Origin of the sequence: Devosia sp. (assembly GCF_014860165.1) — a bacterium.
Classification (GTDB): domain Bacteria; phylum Pseudomonadota; class Alphaproteobacteria; order Rhizobiales; family Devosiaceae; genus Devosia.
This window is the reverse complement of the sequence record NZ_JACZKG010000011.1, coordinates 1-20,344: the sequence shown is the minus strand read 5'-3', so window position 1 is coordinate 20,344 and position 20,344 is coordinate 1. Positions and strand designations below refer to the sequence as shown.

Annotated in this window: 23 protein-coding genes; 15 read left to right on the top strand and 8 right to left on the bottom strand. The window is 63.3% G+C overall.

All coding sequences use genetic code 11. The features are described from left to right. From IH615_RS02370 to IH615_RS02360, 3 genes are all read left to right on the top strand, one after another. The coding region (locus tag IH615_RS02370; protein WP_291359505.1) for an AbrB family transcriptional regulator at positions 1 to 932 on the top strand (932 nt) is incomplete at its 5' end. Between the two features lie 2 nt (positions 933 to 934). Continuing rightward, on the top strand, positions 935 to 1,210 hold the full coding sequence (locus IH615_RS02365; protein ID WP_291359504.1) for a hypothetical protein: 276 nt from the start codon (positions 935 to 937) through the stop codon (positions 1,208 to 1,210). Between the two features lie 141 nt (positions 1,211 to 1,351). After that, positions 1,352 to 1,627 (top strand): PepSY domain-containing protein, encoded by a 276-nt coding sequence (locus tag IH615_RS02360; protein WP_291359503.1) that lies wholly within the window; start codon positions 1,352 to 1,354, stop codon positions 1,625 to 1,627. A 58-nt stretch (positions 1,628 to 1,685) separates the two neighbouring features. Here IH615_RS02360 and IH615_RS02355 read toward each other — a convergent pair whose 3' ends face one another. Both IH615_RS02355 and IH615_RS02350 read right to left on the bottom strand, forming a co-directional pair. Beyond that, entirely contained in the window at positions 1,686 to 3,029 is a 1,344-nt protein-coding gene (locus IH615_RS02355) for an Ig-like domain-containing protein (protein ID WP_291359502.1), read from the bottom strand. A gap of 115 nt (positions 3,030 to 3,144) precedes the next feature. Then, positions 3,145 to 4,785 carry an alpha-glucosidase family protein gene (locus IH615_RS02350; protein ID WP_291359501.1) on the bottom strand — a complete coding sequence of 547 codons (1,641 nt, stop codon included), beginning with the start codon at positions 4,783 to 4,785 and terminating at the stop codon, positions 3,145 to 3,147. Between the two features lie 175 nt (positions 4,786 to 4,960). Between IH615_RS02350 and IH615_RS02345 the strand changes: the two genes are divergently transcribed. After that, positions 4,961 to 5,299 (top strand): cupin domain-containing protein, encoded by a 339-nt coding sequence (locus tag IH615_RS02345; protein WP_291359500.1) that lies wholly within the window; start codon positions 4,961 to 4,963, stop codon positions 5,297 to 5,299. On the opposite strand, the gene IH615_RS02340 is transcribed toward IH615_RS02345, so the two are convergent. Continuing rightward, positions 5,300 to 6,229, bottom strand: a complete 930-nt coding sequence (locus tag IH615_RS02340; protein ID WP_291359498.1) for a 2-hydroxyacid dehydrogenase — start codon at positions 6,227 to 6,229, stop codon at positions 5,300 to 5,302. It abuts the gene before it with no gap. A gap of 65 nt (positions 6,230 to 6,294) precedes the next feature. On the opposite strand from IH615_RS02340, the gene IH615_RS02335 reads away from it, so the two are divergent. The 4 genes from IH615_RS02335 (at position 6,295) to IH615_RS02320 (ending at position 10,083) form a co-directional block, all read left to right on the top strand. Continuing rightward, on the top strand, positions 6,295 to 6,630 hold the full coding sequence (locus tag IH615_RS02335) for a hypothetical protein (protein ID WP_291359496.1): 336 nt from the start codon (positions 6,295 to 6,297) through the stop codon (positions 6,628 to 6,630). 150 nt (positions 6,631 to 6,780) lie between these two features. Continuing rightward, positions 6,781 to 8,202, top strand: coding sequence for a circularly permuted type 2 ATP-grasp protein (locus IH615_RS02330; RefSeq protein WP_291359495.1), 1,422 nt, complete (start codon positions 6,781 to 6,783; stop codon positions 8,200 to 8,202). Positions 8,203 to 8,269: 67 nt separating this feature from the next. Beyond that, a complete protein-coding gene (locus IH615_RS02325) occupies positions 8,270 to 9,220 on the top strand; it encodes an alpha-E domain-containing protein (RefSeq protein WP_291359493.1) in 951 nt (316 codons plus the stop codon). Between the two features lie 38 nt (positions 9,221 to 9,258). Then, positions 9,259 to 10,083 (top strand): transglutaminase family protein, encoded by an 825-nt coding sequence (locus IH615_RS02320; protein ID WP_291359492.1) that lies wholly within the window; start codon positions 9,259 to 9,261, stop codon positions 10,081 to 10,083. Positions 10,084 to 10,109: 26 nt separating this feature from the next. Here the strand turns inward: IH615_RS02320 and IH615_RS02315 are convergent, their stop codons facing one another. Beyond that, on the bottom strand, positions 10,110 to 11,045 hold the full coding sequence (locus IH615_RS02315) for an AEC family transporter (RefSeq protein ID WP_291359491.1): 936 nt from the start codon (positions 11,043 to 11,045) through the stop codon (positions 10,110 to 10,112). Positions 11,046 to 11,215: 170 nt separating this feature from the next. On the opposite strand from IH615_RS02315, the gene glpD reads away from it, so the two are divergent. Beyond that, a complete protein-coding gene (gene glpD, locus IH615_RS02310) occupies positions 11,216 to 12,712 on the top strand; it encodes a glycerol-3-phosphate dehydrogenase (protein WP_291359489.1) in 1,497 nt (498 codons plus the stop codon). A gap of 194 nt (positions 12,713 to 12,906) precedes the next feature. After that, entirely contained in the window at positions 12,907 to 14,394 is a 1,488-nt protein-coding gene (glpK, locus tag IH615_RS02305) for a glycerol kinase GlpK (RefSeq protein ID WP_291359487.1), read from the top strand. Positions 14,395 to 14,397: 3 nt separating this feature from the next. Here glpK and IH615_RS02300 read toward each other — a convergent pair whose 3' ends face one another. Continuing rightward, positions 14,398 to 15,072 (bottom strand): helix-turn-helix transcriptional regulator, encoded by a 675-nt coding sequence (locus IH615_RS02300; RefSeq protein ID WP_291359486.1) that lies wholly within the window; start codon positions 15,070 to 15,072, stop codon positions 14,398 to 14,400. Between the two features lie 72 nt (positions 15,073 to 15,144). Here IH615_RS02300 and IH615_RS02295 point away from each other — a divergent pair, with 72 nt between their 5' ends. Beyond that, positions 15,145 to 15,474 carry an NIPSNAP family protein gene (locus tag IH615_RS02295; RefSeq protein WP_291359484.1) on the top strand — a complete coding sequence of 110 codons (330 nt, stop codon included), beginning with the start codon at positions 15,145 to 15,147 and terminating at the stop codon, positions 15,472 to 15,474. Continuing rightward, positions 15,471 to 15,815 carry an antibiotic biosynthesis monooxygenase gene (locus IH615_RS02290; RefSeq protein ID WP_291359481.1) on the top strand — a complete coding sequence of 115 codons (345 nt, stop codon included), beginning with the start codon at positions 15,471 to 15,473 and terminating at the stop codon, positions 15,813 to 15,815. Before IH615_RS02295 ends, IH615_RS02290 begins: the two co-directional genes overlap by 4 nt. Positions 15,816 to 15,822: 7 nt before the next feature. Here the strand turns inward: IH615_RS02290 and IH615_RS02285 are convergent, their stop codons facing one another. Next, positions 15,823 to 16,323, bottom strand: a complete 501-nt coding sequence (locus IH615_RS02285; RefSeq protein WP_291359480.1) for a CAP domain-containing protein — start codon at positions 16,321 to 16,323, stop codon at positions 15,823 to 15,825. Between the two features lie 17 nt (positions 16,324 to 16,340). Then, complete coding sequence (locus IH615_RS02280; RefSeq protein WP_291359478.1) at positions 16,341 to 17,189, bottom strand: aminoglycoside phosphotransferase family protein; 849 nt, start codon at positions 17,187 to 17,189, stop codon at positions 16,341 to 16,343. A gap of 218 nt (positions 17,190 to 17,407) precedes the next feature. Between IH615_RS02280 and IH615_RS02275 the strand changes: the two genes are divergently transcribed. Beyond that, on the top strand, positions 17,408 to 17,584 hold the full coding sequence (locus IH615_RS02275) for a hypothetical protein (protein WP_291359477.1): 177 nt from the start codon (positions 17,408 to 17,410) through the stop codon (positions 17,582 to 17,584). A 133-nt stretch (positions 17,585 to 17,717) separates the two neighbouring features. Here IH615_RS02275 and uxaC read toward each other — a convergent pair whose 3' ends face one another. Next, complete coding sequence (uxaC, locus tag IH615_RS02270; RefSeq protein ID WP_291359476.1) at positions 17,718 to 19,124, bottom strand: glucuronate isomerase; 1,407 nt, start codon at positions 19,122 to 19,124, stop codon at positions 17,718 to 17,720. Between the two features lie 213 nt (positions 19,125 to 19,337). On the opposite strand from uxaC, the gene IH615_RS02265 reads away from it, so the two are divergent. Together IH615_RS02265 and IH615_RS02260 are read left to right on the top strand one after the other, a co-directional pair. Further along, the gene (locus IH615_RS02265) at positions 19,338 to 19,505 is read left to right on the top strand and encodes a hypothetical protein (protein WP_291359474.1); all 168 of its coding nucleotides are present in this window, start codon (positions 19,338 to 19,340) and stop codon (positions 19,503 to 19,505) included. Positions 19,506 to 19,554: 49 nt separating this feature from the next. Next, entirely contained in the window at positions 19,555 to 20,226 is a 672-nt protein-coding gene (locus IH615_RS02260; protein WP_291359472.1) for a response regulator transcription factor, read from the top strand. The last annotated feature ends 118 nt before the right edge of the window (positions 20,227 to 20,344 follow it).

The window sequence follows — 20,344 nt, the reverse complement described above, 5'->3', positions numbered from 1 at the left end:
GCATGAAAGTGCGCATGCCCGATCGGCTGCGGGACGTGGCCTTCGTGCTAATCGGCATGTCGATGGGCGCCAGCGTGGCGCCGGACAGCCTGAGCCTGATCGCGAGCTGGCCGGTGAGCCTGGCGGGCCTGGTGCTCGAGCTGGTGCTGATCATCACCCTGACCGGCTGGATGCTGGCCAGGTTCTTCCGGCTCGATCCGGGCACGGCGTATCTCAGCTCATTTCCCGGGCACCTCTCCTTCGTGATGGGCATCGCGGCGGCCGGAGTCGGAAATGCGCGGCAGATCGTCATTATCCAGGTGATCCGCATCCTGATGCTGACCATCGCCGTACCCATCGGGACGGTGTTCCTGCCGATCGACCATTTCCTGCCGGCAGCGCCGACGAGCTTTCTAAGCATCGGGCAATTGCTGGCGCTGGCTGCGGCTTGCGTTGCGGTCGGGCTGGTTTTCGTACGGCTCAAGGTGCCGGCCGGCTTCGTGCTCGGCGCCATGGCGGCGGCGACGGCGGCCAAGCTGGGCGGGCTCTATGCCGAAGCCATGCCAGTGCCCCTGGTGACGGTGACCTTCATCCTCACCGGGGCGCTGATCGGCTCGCGCTTTGCCGGGATCACGCGCGGCGAGTTTCTGTCCGCCGCCAAGGGTGGCATCATCGCCACCGGGATGACGGTGGGCATCGTGTCGGTGGTCGCCTATGGGGTGAGCCTGTTGGTCGACATGCCCTTTGGACAGATCTGGCTGGGACTATCGCCGGGAGCGCTGGAAGGCATGGGCGCGCTGGGGATCGCGCTGGGCTATGATACGGCGTTCATCGCCGCGCACCACGTGATCCGGCTCCTGCTGCTGAGCTTTGCCATTCCCACGGTGGTGGTGCTGATCCGCCGACGCGAGACTGCCGCAATCGCGCGACAAGAACAGGCAAAGGAGATTTGATCATGCGCGCTATTCTGCCCCTGGCTCTTGCCTTTTTCGCCGCTGCAGCGGCCCCTGCCCTGGCCGTGCCGGCCTGTTCGGGCACCTTTGCCCTGGACATGGACTATTACACCGAAGCCGATCTCAACGAGTTCAACCTCACCCTGCTGCGCAGCATCGGCGTGGATGCTGTTCGCGCCGAGATCTGGGGCGGCTGCATCCGCGCCTTCGTCCGGCTGCCCGATGGCAGCGAGGAAATGCAGTTCTACGAGCCACTCAACCTGAGGCGCGTCGAGTAGGCTGGCTGGCGCAAAGGTGGACGGCGCATTGCCGGCAATTTCCAAGATTTCATATTGATTGCAGGAGTTTAACTGGCCCAACGGGGATGTCAGACCGATGATCGGGGCGTTCAACACAACCCCCATACAAGGATCAACGACATGTTCCGGACCACTATTGCTACTGCAGTTGCCGTCACTAGCCTTGCTCTCGTCGCCCTGCCGGCCCAGGCCGCGGGCGGCATTACCTGCGACGTGGGCGCCTCCATTGCCGGCGCGGAAGACACCATCAAGCAGGAACTGACGGCGATGGGTTACACCGTCGACAGCATCGAAGAATGGAACAATTGCGTCCGCGCCTTCGTGGTGGAAGCAGACGGTTCGCTGGGCATGGCCTTTTTCGAGCCGGGTTCGCTGAAGCTGGTCGGCGAGGCGTAAGGGCTTGGCGAATATGCCGGCGGTTGAAACCCTCGGGCTGAGCCGAGGGTCTCCAGCGTCAGAAAAAGCAGAAGTCGCCCTGGCCCAGCTGCGTCGCGTTTTCGGCCATCTGAACCATGATCGAACCCGAATTGTTGGGATCGGCGGGATCGTCGATGCGGTAGATCTGCAACAGGCCATCATCGCTGGCATAGTGGTCGAAGCTGAGCGTAGCGCCTTCGCCAAAGCCGAAGAAGCTGATGAAGTCGTTGTCTTCCGCCGTCCAGCCACCGGCACCACAGAAGTCGATGATGTGGTCGAACGATCCACCCGATTGCCGCGGATCGGCTATGTCGCCGGCATAGAAAATGAAGGTATCGTTCCCCTGGCCGCCCTGCATCCGATCGACGCCCTCGCCGCCGGTAAGCTTGTCGTTGCCGGCCTCGCCATGCAGCAGATCATTGCCGGAGCCGCCATTGAGCGAGTCATCGAAACCACTGCCCGAGAGATCATCGTTACCGCCCTTGGCGGCGACCAGAACGCCTTGATCGTAGTTGAAGTAGCGCAGGATATCGGCTTCGTCGCCGAGCGCTACATATCTTGGACCCTCAGTGGGCGAGGCAACGTTGATGGTGACCGTGGCCAGTCGGCTATTGCCCTGACCGTCGGTGGCCAGAACCGTGAAACTGTCGGTGCCGGTGAAGCCGGCGTCCGGGGAAAACTGAAACTGGTTATTGTTCCAGAAACTGCCGTGATAATGCGGGCTGCCGATATAGTTGCCCTGGTAGAATGGGTAGGGATTGCCGCTGATCTCTGTATTGAGCTCGAGTGTGCCATGGTCGGGACCATCCACAACTTCATAGGTCAATAGGTCGAAGTCGGCGTCGCTACCGAGAAAGGCGACATTGAACACAGTCTGGCCGGCGGTCAGGTAAATGTTGAGATTGGCCAGTTCCGGGGCATCGTTGACGAAGGTATCGGGCTGCGGCACGCCATCGGCGAGAACAATCTGGTGGGCGCCATACTGGGTGTTCTCACCACTCGAATAGGAATTGGCGCCGTTCCAGGTCACCACCACGTCGTCAGGGCTTTGCGCCTCGACCGAGGCGATCTCGGCGGAGAGGAAGGCAGCCTCGTCGGAGAGCTTCCGGATGAAGTTTCCCTCATTGTCCAGGATATAGGTGTCAATCTCTGTGGTGAGCTCGGTCCGGCCGTGGTGGGTGAAGCCGGTTATGGCGAAAAAGCCATCGAAGACATCAACCGAGGCCAGTTCCACCCAGCCGAAAACATAGTCTGGCAACGCGCCAAAGGGCTCGGAAACCACGCCGTCGGGCGTGGTGAGAGTGAAGTAGTAGGCCGTGTGGGGCATCGTCCCGTCGGTGGGAAGCACGGTCAGTTCGCTGCCATTGCTCAAGGTCGGCATCTTGTTCCTCGCTTCGCCTGATCGGGGGGAGGACACATGGCACGTCACAGGCAAGCGCAGGCTAACAGTGGCCGTTAGTGCCCTCAACTCGCCGGGGGCAAGCGAGCCTCACAGCTCACGCATGGCTCACGCTGGTCCGGCTGCTGGCGGGCAAGGCGATGAACACATAGCCATTGGGGCCGAGCTTGATGGCCTTGCCGCCAAGGGCGGCGTTTTGCGAGATCGGCTCGGCTTCGGCATTGCCCAGCCCGGTCACCGCCAGTTCCCGCGGCTCAGCCGACAGATTGAAGACGCAGAGCAGCGATTGTTCGCCAAGGGTCCGGCGGAAAGCCAGGATGGGCTCTGCCGTCTTGAGGAAGGTGATGTCGCCTTCCCGCAGGGCCGGATGGTTTTTGCGCCAGGCGAGGATGCGGCGATAGAAAGCCAGGGTCGAATTGGGGTCGGCGTCCTGGGCCGCGACGTTGAGCGCTGATTGCGCCGGCTTGACCGGCAACCAGGGCGTGCCCGTGGTGAAGCCGTTGGGCGCTTCGCCCTGCTCCCACGGCATGGGGGTACGGCAGCCGTCGCGACCCTTGTCCTCGGGCCAGAAGCGGATGCCACGCGGATCGGTCAATTCCTCGAACAGCAGGTCGGTTTCGGGCAAGCCCAGCTCCTCGCCCTGATAGAGGCAGACCGAGCCGCGCAGGCTCAGCACCAGGGCTGCAGCCTGCCGGGCCAGTTCGGCAGGGGATGTGCTGTGCTTGGCCCAGCGCGTGACGTGGCGCGGCACGTCGTGGTTGGAGAAGCTCCAGCAGGGCCAGCCATCGGGGCCGGCCTTGAAGAACTGGGTGATGCATTTGCGGAAATGGGCGGCGGTGAATTGCGGTCCGAGGAAATCAAAGCCGTAGCACATGTGCAGCGTATCGCCGCCGGAGGTGTATTCGGCCATCAGGTCGACGGATTTGTGGCTGTCGCCGACCTCGCCAACCGAGGTGGCGCCAGGGAATTCGTCGAGCAGCTTGCGCACGCGCTTGAGGAAATCCACGTTTTCCGGCTGCGACTTGGAGAATTTGTGCTCCTGCATGTCATAGGGGTTTACGGCATAGGCCAGGTGCTCGTTCTTGAGCTTGTTGGCGGGGTTGGACCGCAGCTTCTTGTCATGGAAATAGTAGTTCACGGTGTCGAGGCGGAAGCCGTCGATGCCGCGCTCCAGCCAGAAGCGCATGACATCGAGTACGGCCTGCTGCACGGCGGGATTGTGGAAATTGAGATCGGGCTGGCTGGCGAGAAAATTGTGCAGGTAATACTGCCCGCGCGTCGGATTCCACTCCCAGGCCCGGCCGCCGAACACTGCCGGCCAGTTGTTGGGTGGCGAACCGTCGGGCAGGGGATCGGCCCAGACATACCAGTCGGCCTTGGCATTGGTGCGGTTGAGGCGGGATTCGGCGAACCAGGGATGCTGGTCCGACGTGTGGCTCACGACCTGGTCCATGATGACCTTGAGGCCGCGCGCATGGGCCTGGGCCACGAGACTGTCGAAATCCTGCAGGGACCCGAACAGGCGATCGACTTCGCGATAGTCGGAGACGTCATAGCCCATGTCGTCCTGGGGCGACTGGGTGATCGGGGACAGCCAGATGCAGTCCACCCCGAGGCCGGCAATGTGGTCGAGCCGCCGGATGATGCCGGGCAGATCGCCCACGCCGTCGCCATTGCTGTCCTGAAATGAGCGCGGATAGACTTGGTAAATTACACCGCCACGCCACCATTCGCTCATTGCCTGTCTCCGCGATTCGTCGCCCTCACCTAACAGCACCGAGGGGGTGCAATTCCAGTGCGTCGGCTGCCGGAGGGGCATGCAGCGGCCGCGCCGTGGCAAAATAGGTTCAGGTCCCCGTCGAAATCGCGCGGCTCCGGTCGTCGGGACGGTGAACGGAACAAGGAGAGCAAGGATGGTATATGTATTGCGGGCTGCCGACCGCGCGCCGAGCAAGAGCCGGACGATCCGGTTCGAGGGTGCCGACTATGGCACGGACATCTCGTTTTTTGCGGTGGACAATGAGCCCGGCCAGGGACCCGGGCTGCACATCCATCCCTATCCCGAAACCTGGTTCGTCAGATCCGGCCGGGCGCGGATCGTGGCGGGCGATGAGAGTTTCGAGGCCGGGCCGGGCGATATCGCCGTGGTGCCTGCAGGCGTGCCGCACAAGTTCACCAATATCGGAGACGAGCGGCTGGTGATCTTCTGCGTGCATGCGGCGGGGACGATGGTGCAGGAGGATCTGGAGTAGCTAAACCACCGCGCTGAGCAGCGGCTCGCCGGCGAAATGGGCGTCGAGATTGGCGACCAATAGGGCGCCCATGGCGTCGCGGGTTTGTAACGTGGCGCTGCCCTGGTGGGGGCTGAGCACGACATTGTCGAGCGCCAGGAAGCCCGAGGGAACCTGGGGTTCGTTCTCGAACACGTCGAGCGCCGCGCCGCCAAGCCCGCCATTCTGCAGCAGTTCGAGCATGGCCGGTTCATCGACCAGAGTGCCACGCGCGACATTGACCAGCATGCCCTTGGGACCAAGGGCGGTGAGGACTTCGCGGGAAACGATGCGCTCGGTACCCCGCCCACCCGGGGCGATGATGACCAGCCAATCGCTGTCGCGGGCCATGTCGACGAGATTGTCGTAGAAAATATGGGGCTCGGACAGCTGGCGGTGGCGGCCGTGATAGACCACGCGCATCTTCATGGCCTGCGCCCTTGTGGCGATCTCCTTGCCGATGCGGCCCAGGCCGAGAATGCCCACGGTCTTGCCGGTCAGTTCGGTGAACAGGGGCATGCTGGCGCCCGGCCACTTGCCCTGGCGGACATATTGATCACCCTGCGGGATGCGGCGGGCCAGCGCAATCATCAGGCCAATGGTGAGCTCGGCCACGGCGTCGTTGAGCACATTGGGCGTGTTGGTGACGCGGATATTGCGGGCCTTGGCGGCCCTGGTGTCGATATTGTCGTAGCCGACGCCGAAGCTGGCGATGATCTCGAGATTGGGCAGCGCATCCATGAGGTCGGCCTGCACGCCTGACCCGGCATGGGCGCGGATGCGGCTGCCATTGGCGGCCAGCCAGGCCTTGGGATCGGCCTGCTCGTGCAGCTTGTGCAAGGTATAGCGCTCGGCGAGCGCGGCTTCGCAACTGGCGAGCAGCTTGCCGGTCTGCAGGATCTCGATGGTCATGGTCGAACTCACAATTCTTGTATGGCAGGCACCATAATGACGGAGCGCAGGGAGGCAAGGATTTGATGTCCGAGTCCCTCACTCTCTCGCTGTTTGAGACGGATCTAGGATATGCGGGGCATGGATGTACTAAGAAGACCTGCCTGCAAGGAGAACAGACTTTGATAACGTGTTCATTGGACCAGTCCGTGGGGACGGTGTTCCTGGAGTGCGATACCGTTGGCGCGAGGGCGCTTATCGACGCTTTGCAGCGGCTGATTGCAGAGGGTGGCACGCCCCATACTCATATCGATTTGGATGAAGACCGCCGTTTTGGCATCCGTGCCAAGGAGTTGATCATCGATTATCTTGAAGGGGACTGGTCCGACGAGATTGGAGGCCCTGAGTCCCCAGCGCCCTAGCACGTCCTAGGCATCCTTGGCTAAAACGGCGCCAGCCACCCCTGTCGGCGCAAAAGCAGGCATTCCTATCCAGTGACTGACTGGACGCCGCCTCATAAAAGTGTAGCAATGTGAAGGCGATGGGATGAGCCGTATTACCTTCGGAGCATAATGGCCGACACGAAGCCGTTCGACGAAATGTACAATGCGGATGGCAGCGTCCGCGAACCTTATCGGGCGCTGGCCCAGTGGCTCGAGGAACAACCGGACAAGGCGCTGACGCTGATGCAGTCGGATGCCGAGGCGATCTTTCGCAAGCTGGGCATTACCTTCGCAGTCTATGGCTCGGAGGAAGGCACCGAAAAGGTTATCCCCTTCGACGTCATCCCCCGCATCATCGCGGCGCAGGAATGGCGCAAGCTTTCCAAGGGCATCGAGCAGCGGGTCAAGGCGCTCAACGCGTTCCTCTTCGACATCTACCACCGCCAGGAAATCCTCAAGGCGGGGCGGATTCCGGAAAAGCTGATCCTGCAGAACTCGGCCTTCTGCCCCGAAATGATGGGGCTGGAACCCGCCAAGGGCGTCTATGCCCATATTATCGGCGTGGACATCGTGCGGGTAGGACCGGACGAATTCTATGTGCTCGAAGACAATCTGCGCACCCCGTCAGGCGTCAGCTACATGCTGGAAGACCGCGAGGCGATGATGATGCTGGCGCCGGACCTGTTCCAGCGCCAGAAGGTTGCACCGGTTGAAACCTATCCCGAAAACCTGCGGCGAACCCTCGAAAGCGTGGCTCCAACGGGCGCCGGCAAATCGCCCAATATCGTGGTGCTGACGCCGGGCATCTATAACTCGGCCTATTTCGAACACTCGTTCCTGGCCGACCAGATGGGCGCCACCCTGTGCGAGGGGCCGGACCTGTTTGTCGATGGCGGCAAGGTCTATATGCGGACCACGACCGGCCCTGAAAGGGTCGACGTGATCTATCGCCGCATCGACGACGACTATCTCGATCCGCTGACCTTCCGGCCCGATTCCATGCTGGGTGTGCCGGGGCTGTTCAATGCCTATCGCGCCGGCAATGTGACGCTGGTCAACGCGCCGGGCACCGGCATAGCCGACGACAAGGCGGTCTATACCTATGTCCCTGAGATCGTCGAATTCTACCTCGGCGAGAAGGCGCTGCTGCAGAACGTGCCGACCTATAACTGCACCGACGAGGAACAACGCAACTGGGTGCTGGCCAATATCGGCGACCTGGTGGTCAAGGAAGTCCACGGCTCGGGCGGCTACGGCATGATGGTCGGACCGACCTCGACCAAGGCCATGCACAACGAATTCCGCAAGAAGATCGAGGCCCGGCCGGACAATTACATCGTGCAGCCAACCCTGGCGCTCTCCACCTGCCCGACCTACGTCAATGCCGGCATCGCGCCGCGCCATGTCGACTTGCGGCCCTATGTGCTTGTTGGTGACGAAGTGCGCATCACGCCCGGCGGGCTGACGCGCGTGGCGCTCAAGAAAGGTTCGCTGGTGGTCAATTCGAGCCAGGGCGGCGGGACCAAGGATACGTGGGTGCTGGAAGATTGATGATGACTTCTGACACTGCATATACGGCGGAGCGCCCCTTCACCTCTCCCTTCGGGGGAGAGGTGGAATGAGCATGCTCGGACGCACAGCACAGAATCTCTATTGGCTTTCCCGCTATGTCGAGCGGGCCGAGAACATGGCCCGGTTGCTTGAGGTGGGCTATCGCATGTCGCTCACCAGCCGGCGCGAAGGCGGCGCCAGCGAGCATCTGATGAGTATGATGCAGGCCGCCGAGGTCGACGAGGACTTCGCCAAGAAGGGCCGGCCGGCCGATGTCGATACGGTCGCCCACTTCATGATGTTCGACCCAGCCAATCCGAGCTCGGTGTTCAATTGCCTGCAGGCAGCGCGGACCAATGCCCGCACCGTGCGCACCGCCATTACCAGCGACATGTGGGAAACGCTCAATGCGGCCTGGCTGCAGTTCAGCCAGATCAAGCCGCGCGACGTGCGCGGGGCCAAGCTGCTGGAGCTGCTGGAATGGGTGACTCACCTCAGCCACGAATTCCGTGGCGCCTTGCTCGGCACCATCCTGCGGGACGATGGCTATGCCTTCATGCAGGCGGGCAATTTCATCGAGCGGGCGGACAATACCGCCCGCATTCTCGATATGAAATATTACGTCTTGCTGCCCCGCGCCAAGATGGTGGGTGGCGATCTCGACATCCAGCAATGGTCGCTGATCCTGCGGGCGGCCTCGGCGCATCTGAGCTATCGCCATGTCTATCACGACCGCTACAAGGCCCACAACATCGCCGACTTCCTGATCCTGCGGCCCGAAATGCCACGGTCGCTGATCTATTGTGCCCGTTTCATCGAAGCGCAGGTGCAGACGCTGGGCGAGTTCTACGGCAAGCAGCAGGTGTGCAACGAGGCTGCGGCATCGTTGCGGGCCATGGTCGAGGGCACGACGATGGAAACCATATTCGCGCATGGCCTGCATGAATTCCTGACCGAGTTCATCGCGCGGAACAACATCGTCTCGAGCTCGCTGTCGGAAAGCTACAACTTTCACTGACCCGCTTTGGATGGCCCAGTGACCAGCAGGAAACAAGCATGCGCATTTCCATCCGCCACCAGTTGAGCGTCACGCCGCCTCCCGGCACGGCCAATGCGGTGCTGCAACTGTTGCTGACGCCGCAAAGCGGACCGACGCAGACGGTCGAAAGCTGGAGCGTCGAAATGGAGGGGATCGGCAATGCCGGGGGCTTCACCGATGCCTTCGGCAACATTGCGCATCTGGTCAACCAGAGCAGGCCCGAGGGCGCGCTTGCCGTGACTGCCATGGGTGTGGTGACGACAACCGACCGTCACGGCGTATTGGGGCGCGTCGGTCGCGAGCCGGTGCCGGCGCTCTACAAGCGCATCACGCCACTGACCAAGGCCTCAGCCTCGCTCTATGGCAAGTTTCGTGGCAGCAAGGAAAGTCGGCTGGACGTGCTGCACGGGCTGATGGCGCGGGTGGGTGAATTGCTGGGGACGGATGAGCCAACCGCGGCGCAAAGCCAATCCCAGATGGCGGCCGACGGATCGCAAAGCCAGAGCCAGGGCAACGTCGGCGAGGGCAAACCCCATGTCGGTGCCACCGGCTATGCGCATGCCTTTATCGGCGGGGCACGGGCGCTGGACATACCGGCGCGCTATGTGACCGGCTATCTGGTCGGCGCCGAGGATGGGCAAACCTCGTTCCATGCCTGGGCCGAAGCCTATGACGAAGCGCTCGGCTGGATCGGTTTTGATCCCCTGCTGCAACTATGCCCGACCGACCGGCATGTGCGGCTCGCCGCTGGGCTCGATGCGCTGGGTGCGCAGCCGGTGCGGGCGGTGCCTGCTGGCGATGGGGTCAGGGACGTCGAGGTCAGCGTCGAGGCGCTGGCATAGACGCCCTTGGATTGGGCTGCGTTTTGCTAATGCCCCAGGATCAGCAGCCAGATCGAGATCGTCGCCGCTGAGGCGACCGTTGCTATCAGGATGGTGTTGGCGGCGACGCTGACGCCGCGGTTGTAGTAGGTGGCGAAGACATAGACGTTGACGCCCGCCGGCATGGCCGCGAGCAGGATGCCGTAGCGGGCGATGTCCATCGGTACGCGCAACACCCAGATCATCAGCGCATAGGCGATTGCTGGGTGGACGATCAGCTTGATGACAGAGGCGATCAGCGCCTGTTTCCAGTTCTCGGAGAGCTTGAATTCGTTGAGCGCCCCGCCAATGCCGAACAGGGCGGCGGGCACGACGGCCGAGGCCATCATGGTGAAAAAGGCTTCGGCCGGCTCGATCAGCTTGAGGCCGGAGAAATAGCCGATCATGCCAGCGGCAATGCCCCAGATCAGCGGATTGGAACCGACGCGCTTGCCGGCGACCAGCAGGGTCTTGCCCAGCGATTGGCCGTCGCGGCGCATCAATTCCATGGTGACCATGCCCACGGTCAGCAGGATCGCGCCATGGAGGCCGATGATGGAGAGGGTTACCGGCAGCGCCTCGGCGCCATAGGCGCGGGTCATGATGGGCAGACCCACAAGCACCGTATTGGTGAAAGTGCCCGAAAAGCCGACCGAGACCGATTCACCGGGCGTGTTGCCGAAGACCTTCATGGCGATGACGATGCCGATGATGAAGCAGACCACGGCGCCGAAATAGAACGGGCCGATGATCGCCGGATTGAAGGCGGCGCTGAAATCGCTAGTCAGCAGCGAATAGAACAGCAGGCAGGGCGTGGCGAAATTATTGACGAAAGCGATCAGGCTCTTGATGCCGTCGGCCGGAAACAGGCGGAAGCGGACGGCCGAGTAGCCGAGCGCCATCAGCGCGAAAATGGGCGCGATGACGGTGAGAATGGCGAGCATGGCCGGGATTCCGGATTGGTAATGCCCCTGCCCTACGCGTCCGGTAGCGCAGGGTCAATGTCGCTCTTGTATGGAAGATGTGTTGACAGTGGGCGCGCAAGAAGCGAAACACAAATCTTCCAAAGCGAAATCAGATCGCGTATGAACGAAAGCAACAGGCGGGAGTGACCATGGCCGATAGCGAGAGCGTGGATATCTTCGTGATCGGCGGCGGCATCAACGGCGCCAGCGTGGCGCGCGATGCCGTGGGCCGCGGCTATTCGGTGGCGCTGGCCGAGATGAACGACCTGGCCTCGGGCACGTCCTCGGCAGCCACCAAGCTGGTGCATGGCGGGCTGCGCTATCTCGAGCATTACGAATTCCGCCTGGTGCATGAGGCGCTGGCCGAGCGCGAAGTGCTGTGGGCGGAAGCGCCCCATATCATCAAGCCGCTGCGCTTCGTGCTGCCGCACCACAAGGGGTTGCGGCCGGCCATGGTGCTGCGGGCGGGCCTGGCCATGTATGACTATATGGGCGGCCGGCGTCTGTTGCCGCCGACCAAGACGCTGGATCTGACACGCGACGTGACCGGCAAGCCGCTGAAGCCGGGCTTCCGGCTGGGCTTTGAATATTCGGACTGCTGGGTGGACGATGCGCGCTTCGTGGTGCTGAACGCCCGCGACGCGGCCGACAAGGGTGCCGCCATCCATGTGCGGACCAAGGTGACCAGCGTGCGCCGGGACAATGGCGGCTGGCTGGTGGAGCTCGATGGCGAGGCCGGGCGGCAGAGCCTGCGGGCCAAGCTGGTGGTCAATGCCGCTGGGCCCTGGGTCGACCAGGTCATCACGGGCACGATGGGCAAGAACGGCGCGCATAATGTGCGGCTGGTCAAGGGCAGCCATATCGTGGTGCGCAAGCTCTATGACCATGACCGCTGCTACATTTTCCAGAATGCTGATGGCCGCATCATCTTCGCCATTCCCTATGAGGATGATTTCACCCTGATCGGCACGACCGACCAGGACTATGAGGGCGATCCGAAGGACGTGAAGATTTCGGACGGGGAAACCGACTATCTGCTGTCGGCAGCGAGCGAGTATTTTGCCAGGCCGGTGACGCGCGAGCAGATCCACTGGACCTATTCGGGCGTGCGGCCGCTTTTCGACGATGGCGCCAGTGCGGCGCAGGAGGCGACGCGCGACTATGTGCTCAAGGTGGATGGCGACGCGGCAACGGGTGCAGCAATCAACGTGTTCGGCGGCAAGCTGACGACGTCGCGGCGGCTGGCGGAGTCGGTGCTGGACAAGATCGAGGAGGTGCTCGGCAAGAAGGGCAAGCCCTGGACCAAGACCAGCCGGCTGCCGGGCGGCGAGTTCGAGCCGCTGGCCTTCGAGGCGGAGACGCGGCGGCTGGGGATGAACTATCCGGGGATGCCGGCAGGCCTGGTGCGGCGGCTGATGCGACTATACGGAACCAAGGCACCGGTGGTGCTGGGCGATGCCCAGGATGTCAGCGCCCTGGGCCAGCATTTCGGGGCGGACCTTTATGCGGCCGAGGTGGATTACCTCGTCGCCAACGAGTGGGCACGGACCGCGCAGGATGTATTGTGGCGGCGAACAAAGCTGGGGCTGCGCGTGAGTGCCGATGAGGTCGCGGCGCTGGAGGATTATCTGCGCAGCAGAACTTGACCCACTGGCAGTTCAGTCGACACCCTCCCCCTTGTGGGGAGGGATCAAGGGTGGGGGATGGTTGGCCCCGATATCGGGGCTCACACCCCCTCCCAACCTCCCCCATCAAGGGGGAGGTGTCGTCCGGTGGATAGGTTGGTTCGAGGTTAATCTCCCAAATAGGGGAGCAAGAGCGCAAAGCTCAGGGAGGAACAATGAACGGTTACATTCTGGCGATTGACCAGGGGACGACGTCGAGCCGGGCGATCGTGTTCGGCAAGGATCGGACCATTGCCGGCGTGGGGCAGAAGGAATTCACCCAGATCTTCCCGCAAGACGGTTGGGTGGAGCATGACCCGGAAGAAATCTGGGACAGCGTGGTCTGGGCGATCAGGAAGGCCATCAAGGAAGCCGGGATCGAAGCCAGGGACATTGCCGCCATCGGCATCACCAACCAGCGCGAGACGACGCTGATCTGGGACCGTGCGACCGGCAAGGCCATCCACAATGCCATCGTCTGGCAGGATCGGCGCACGGCGGCCTATTGCGCCAGGCTCAAGGCGGCGGGGCACGAAAAGGTCGTCACCCGCAAGACCGGGCTGCTGCTCGACCCCTATTTCAGCGGCACCAAGGTCAAGTGGCTGCTGGACAATGTGAAGGGCGCGCGCAAGCGGGCGACCAGGGGCGAGTTGGCCTTCGGCACGGTAGATAGTTTCCTGATCTGGCGGCTGACCGGCGGCAAGGTGCATGCGACTGACGCCACCAATGCCGGGCGGACGCTGCTGTTCGATATCGAGAAGAACCGCTGGGACAAGGGACTGCTGGAGCTGTTCGACGTGCCGGCGGTGCTGCTACCCGAGGTCAAGGATTGTGCCGACGATTTCGGCGTGACGGACGAGAGCCTGTTCGGAGCGGCGATTCCGATCCTGGGGGTGGCAGGAGACCAGCATGCCGCAAGCATAGGCCAAGCATGCTTTGAGCCGGGCATGCTGAAATCGACCTATGGCACGGGGTGCTTTGCGCTGCTCAATACCGGCGCCGACATGGTTCGATCAAAGAACCGGCTGCTCACCACCATCGCCTATCGGCTCGACGGCAAGACCAGCTATGCCCTTGAAGGCTCAATCTTTATCGCCGGGGCGGCGGTGCAGTGGATCCGCGACGGGCTGAAACTGGTCAAGCATGCCAGCGAAACAGGGCCCCTGGCGCGAACGGCCGATCCCAGCCAGAATGTCTACATGGTCCCCGCCTTTGTCGGGCTAGGAGCGCCGTGGTGGGACGCCGAAGCGCGTGGCGCCATCTATGGATTGACGCGGAATTCCGGGCCGGCGGAGATTGCCCGGGCGGCGCTGGAAGCGGTCTGCTACCAGACGCGCGACCTACTTGAAGCCATGCACAAGGACTGGAAGGGCGGTGGCAACACGGTGCTGCGGGTCGATGGCGGCATGGTGGCGTCGGACTGGACCATGCAGTTTTTGGCCGATGTGCTGGACGCGCCGGTGGACCGGCCGGTCATCCTCGAAACCACGGCGCTGGGGGCGGCGTGGCTGGCAGGGTCGAAGGCTGGGGTTTGGCCGGGCATGACGGAATTTGCGACCAGTTGGGCGCGCGACAAGCGGTTCGAGCCGCAGATGGATGCGGGCGAGCGCAAGCGGAAGATCAAGGGCTGGGACGTCGCGGTGAGAAGGACGCTCACGATCTAGACGTCAAGCAGGAAACTCCGCAGCAAATGCCTTCCGGCCCGCCGTAGTGAATTGCAGTGTGCGGCCTGGGCCGCGCCGCAGCCAGTCGCGGCGCAGCAATTGGTCGAGCAGGGCCGAACCCAGTGCGCCGGCGAGATGATGGCGGCGTTCGGACCAGTCGAGGCAATGGAGGCATACCGGCCGGCGCGCTTTTTCGAGCGCGGCGACGGGGATGCCAAAGCCTTCAAACCAGGCGCGCCCGGCGCCGGTCAGGGCAACGGCCTGGCCATCGACGATCAGACCCTTGGCGGCCAGCGCGCGGAACAAGGCGACTCCGGCTTCGCCGGCCAGGTGATCGTAGCAGACGCGGGCCTGACGCAAGGCAGCATCGTTGGGGCCGGTGCGGATACGGGTGGCGCCGGCACGCTGGGCGAGGCCCATAAGCTGTTCGAGTACCTGCGCCACATCAGTCCCGGAGAGACGCAGATAGCGGTGGCGACCCTGCTTTTCGGCCAGCAGCATCCCGCCTTCGGTGAGCTTGGACACATGACCACTGGCGGTCTGCAGGGTGACGCCGGCGGCTTCGGCCAACTCGCTCACCGTCAACGCACGACCATCCATCAACGCCGTCAAAATGTTGGCTCGGGCAGGGTCGCCGATCAGGGCTGCAATGCTGGCAATGGAAGGTCCGTCGTTCATAGTTCGACGGTAGCCGAAGCATCGTCGTGCATCAATGGGGTAGATTGATCGGACCCGACAAGGAGACCCTGCATGATCACCTGCTTTATCCGCTACGAAATCGACCCGCTCAAGGCCGATGCATTCGCACAGTATGCGCGCAATTGGGGCGAGGCCATCCCCCGCTGCGGGGCGGAGCTGATCGGCTATTTCGCCCCGCATGAAGGGTCGGCGACGACCGCCTATGGTCTTTACAATATCGAGAACCTGGCAGCGTATGAGGCCTATCGCGCCCGGCTGCGGAACGATCCGGTGGGGCTGGAGAATTACGAGTTTGCCCGGCGCGAGCAGTTTATCCGTCGCGAGGACCGGATATTCCTGCGGCTGGCATCAACACCGCACGGCCCGGTGGTGCGGCCGTGATCGCGGTCATCTTCGAAGTCTGGCCGGCCGAAGGCGAGATGGGGCGCTATCTCGACCTGGCGGCCGCCTTGCGCAGCGAGCTGGAACAGATCGACGGGTTCATTTCGGTCGAACGGTTCGAAAGCCTGACCACGCCGGGGAAGCTGTTGTCGCTATCGATGTTCCGCGACGAAGCGGCGGTGGCGGCGTGGCGGAACCGGCCGAGTCACCGCGCCACCCAGGCCAGGGGGCGTGACGGGGTGTTCGCCAACTATCGCCTGCGAGTGGCGCAGGTATTGCGTGACTATGGGTTGGACGAACGGGACGAAGCTCCGGCGGACAGCCGGGCGGCGCATGGATGAGCCGCCCCTATCCTATCCACGCCTCAAAACTGCCGCCGGCGATCATGGCCCAGTAGAGTTTGCCGCCCGGGGCGCGGGCGGCGGCGAGACCAAATTCGACGAAGCGGTGGCTGAGCAGGGTGTTGCGGTGGCCGGAGGACCCCATCCAGCCGCCGATGACGCCCTGCAGGTCCGCGTAGCCCTTGCCCACATTCTCGCCGACGGCGCCGAGATAGCCCGCGGCGGTGACGCGTTCGCGCAGCGTGACGCCAAGATCGTGGCTCATGGTGTTCTTTTGCGCCATCAGGCGCGCCTGCGAGCGCGCGGCGTCTTCGAGGCGGCTATTGTAGGCCCATGGCGGGGCGCCATTGGCCGCTCGGACGGCGTTGATGGCGGCGAGGATCTCCGCGTCGGTCAGGGTCTCGGGCGTACTGGCGGCCTTGGGCAGCATCGGAATGGTGGTGGAACAGGCGGCCAGGGTTGCGACGGCTGACAGCATCATGAAGCCGCGGCGCGTGATTGATAGCATCGGGGTATCCATGGAAGTCAGGCCTGGTCGTAGGCGCTGAGCAGATGAGGCAGGCAGGCGAGCTGATGGGTAATGGACCTGCCTTCGACCAGCTCCCAGCATGCCGAGAGGGCAGCATGTGCCGCGGCCCAGCCCAGGATGCGCTTGCGAGAGTAATTCAAACGCGCGGAGAGAATGTCGGCGCGGGCTGCGATGCGGCGCGGGTCGGTGGCGAGATGAGCGGCGCCCTTGGGATTGATGAAGACGTTGGCAAGGTCGTAGGCAGGATCGCCGATGAGGCCCTTGGGATCGATGGCGAGCCAGCCGCGGTCGGAACTCAGCACGTTGTCGTGGTGCATGTCGCCATGCAGCGGGATCTGGGCGCTGGGGCGGTCGAAGAGCTTGAGCGCAATGCCGTTGGCGCGGGCGTAGAGGTCGCGGGCCGTATGCGGCCAGGTGCGGACATCGGTATCAAACAGGACCTGGAAACGGTCGCGCAGCGGCTCGAGACCCTCGGGCGCATCGGCGCGGGGCCGGTGCAGGCTGGCAATGACTGTGGCGATGGCGATGGTGCCTTCGTCGTCCTTGCCCGCCCGAACGGGGTCGCCCAGAGTGCCGCCATCGAGCCATTCCATGAAGATGGTATCACCATGCATGTCGAAGATGGTGGCGGCGCCCTCCCCGCCATACCAGTTCATCAGCATGGCGCCGCGACGCTCCTCGGCTGCCGCCAGGGGCTTCAGAATCTTGAGCGCCGCGAAGTTGCGGCCATTCTGCTCGACGCGGAAGATCCAGCTCGTCGCCGTTTCGGCGACCGGAGTCGACTTGGTCAGGGACCAGCGGATCATGGCGCGGCTGAGCGCGGTTTCGACGGGCGATTGATTCATTGCCGACATTAGAGCAGAAGCCGCGACCAGTTTCGACGGGGTGCAGGCTGATTGCCGGAAAACTTGATGAAATCGTGACGGTAACCGACGAGTAAGGCTGTCGGTTGGCACAATTGCAACCCTAACTGGAGGAAGGCCTGGCCGGGCAAAGCTTCTTTACCGGTTGCAGGCGCAAATTGGAGGCACGCGAAAGCAAGTCCAACAGGGGGGAACTTGAAATGACGCATCAGCCTTTTGAAGACCGCCGCGAGCCGACGCGCCTCGCCGACATCATCTCCGCCGACGAAATACATCCGACATTCGGCCAGCAGGTCAGGAACGGGCTCGGTGGCCTGGTGGTGCTGCTGGTGACCGGCGTGCTGATCGTGGCGCTGGTGTTGTGGAAGTCGCCTTAGCTCAGTCAAAGTCGATCGTCACCCTCGGTTTTGACCCGAGGGGACCGCACGTACGGCACGTTCGTCCAGTATGGAGCCCTCGGGTCAAGCCCGAGGGTGACGCGCGCGGTGGTTAGGGAAACGCCGCAGTCCTCTACCCAATCTTGTACGCATCTTTGGCGCCCTGATAGCTCAGGAGCCTGGCGATATCGCGCGCGGTCGATTTGGTGATGCGGTTTTCGCCGACCCAGAGACCCAGGAAGCCGCAGACTTCGCGGCGCCAGACGTCGTGGCGGGCGGGGATGGAGAGCAGCGCCCGGGTATCGTCGTTGAAGCCGGCGAGATTGTAGAAGCCTGCCGTTTCCACCACCTGATCGAGATAGCGCCGGATACCCTGCGGGCTGTCGTGGAACCACCAGGGCGGGCCGATCATGAGGGCTGGCCAGAAGCCGGCCATGGGTGCCAGCTCGCGCGCATAGTTGCTCTCGTCGAGCGTGAAGGCGATGAGCCGGAAGTTCGGTTCGTTGCCACAGCGATTGAGCAGCGGCAGGAGGCCATCGACATAGTTGACGCGGCTGGGGATATCGCCGCCCAGATCGGTGCCGCGCTCGGCCAGCAGGCCCGCATCGGTGTTGCGGCGGGCACCGGCATGGATTTGCATCACCATGCCATCCTCGACGGCCAGCAGGGCCATCTCGGTCATCATCTGGGCGCGGAACAGGTCGGCATCGTCAGGGCTGTACTGGCCGCGCAGGATAGTATCGAGCAAAGCCTGCTTCTCGACCGGCGCCAGGTCGGCGGTCTGCGCGGTTGGGACGCCGTGGTCGGTGGCGACGGCACCGAAGCGACGGAAATATTCGCGGCGATTGCGGTGGGCATTGATGATCCCGGACCAGGTGGCAATGTTCTCGCCGGCCAGCGCGCCGAACTGGTGCAGGCGATCGAGAAAGCCAGCGCGCTCGGGATTGGTGACATCATCGGGGCGGTAGGTGGTGCGGACGCGGCCGAGATAGCCGTCGGCCTCCATGGCCTGGTGATGCGGCAGGGTATCGAGCGCGAATTCGGTGGTGGCGATGACCTCGACCCGGGCCTTGTCGAGAATGGCGCGCGGCAGCAGTTCGGGCGTGGCGATGGCTGCGTCGATGGTGTCGTAGATGGCGTCGGCCGTCTCGGGCGACAGCTCGTCCTTGATGCCGAAGGCCCAATCGAGCGAATGGTCGATCCAGGTCTTGGAGGGCGTGCCGGCAAAGAGGTGATAATTGGCGGCAAACAGCCGCCAGGCCGCCCTGCCCTCGGCGACGGGCTTGCCATCCTTGCGCGGCACGCCCAGGTCGTCATAGCTCAGACCGCGGCTGCGCAGCATGCGCAGCACATAGTGATCGGGCGTCAGGAACAGGGCCGCCGGATCGGAGAAGCGGGTATTGCCGGCGAACCAGGCCGGATCGGTATGCCCATGCGGGCAGATCAGCGGCAGGTCACGGACCTCGGGATAGAGCTCGCGGGCGATGGAGCGGGCGGGCTCGGAAGCGGGGAACAGGCGGTCTGGATGCAGATGGGTCATGAGGCGGTTTTGCCACGATCGGCAGGACAGATCAATGATCTTCCATACAAGATCAACGCCGAAGCGATTTTATGTAAATTAACTGCAATCTGTGGATCGCATTTCGCCACATGGGCGGTCGGGACTACCCTCCTGCCACGGGTGAGAGACAGCGAAACGCGGCTGCCCAGGTGATGTCCGGTCCGGTGGATCGGCTGGCTGGAGGATGTTTCGATGGCGCATCTGGATATGCAGGAAACCGGCGATGGAATCGAAACCGCGCGGCAGCAGGCGCGGACGACCGGCTATGTGCACCACGCCCAGATCATGCTGATGGCAGCCGGCCTGGCCGCGTTCGGCATCGTGGCCGTCGCTGCGGCCATGTTGAGCACTCTCCTTTAGACACAGGACGTCACAGACCTTAGGGTGATCCGGGGAGAAACCGGCGCCGATGCGAATCCTGCTCGTCGAAGACAATGAAGACCTGGGCGAGGCGATCGAGAAGCGCCTGCGCAATTCCGGCCATTCGGTTGAGTGGGTGCGCGACGGCAATGACGTGGTCTCGGCGGCCGAGGGCGATGATTTCGACGCGGTGGCGCTCGACCTGATGCTGCCCAATCGCGACGGCATCGGGCTGATCGCGGAACTGCGCAAGCGCAAGTTCAATGCGCCGATCCTGGTGATCACGGCGCGCTCGGAAATTGACGACAAGGTGAGCCTGCTCGACCTGGGGGCCGACGATTACCTGGTCAAGCCGTTCGACCTGCGCGAGCTCGAGGCACGTTTGAGGGCGCTGATACGGCGGACAGGCGGGCAGACGACGAGCACGTTGGGGGTGGGTAATCTCGAGATGGACCTGGCTGGGCTCAATGCCAGCATTGACGGCCGGACATTGGAACTGGGGCGGCGGGAATTCCGACTGCTGGAAATCCTCGTCACCAATGTCGGCCGGGTGGTGCCCAAGGAGCGGCTGATGAACCAGCTGTTCAATTTCGACGAAGCGGTGTCGGTCAACGCGCTGGAGCTGCATATTTCGCGGCTGCGTAAGAAACTGGAAGCCGCCAATATCGAAATCGGGACGGTGCGTGGTGTTGGCTATGTGGTGCGGGCGCCGCATGGGTAGCGCGCTGTTGCGGCGTCCTCGGGACAACACCTCCCCCTTGATGGGGGAGGCTGGGAGGGGGTGGGGCCGCCCACACCGGACTCGCGGAGATACACCCCCACCCTGCTCGATCACGGAC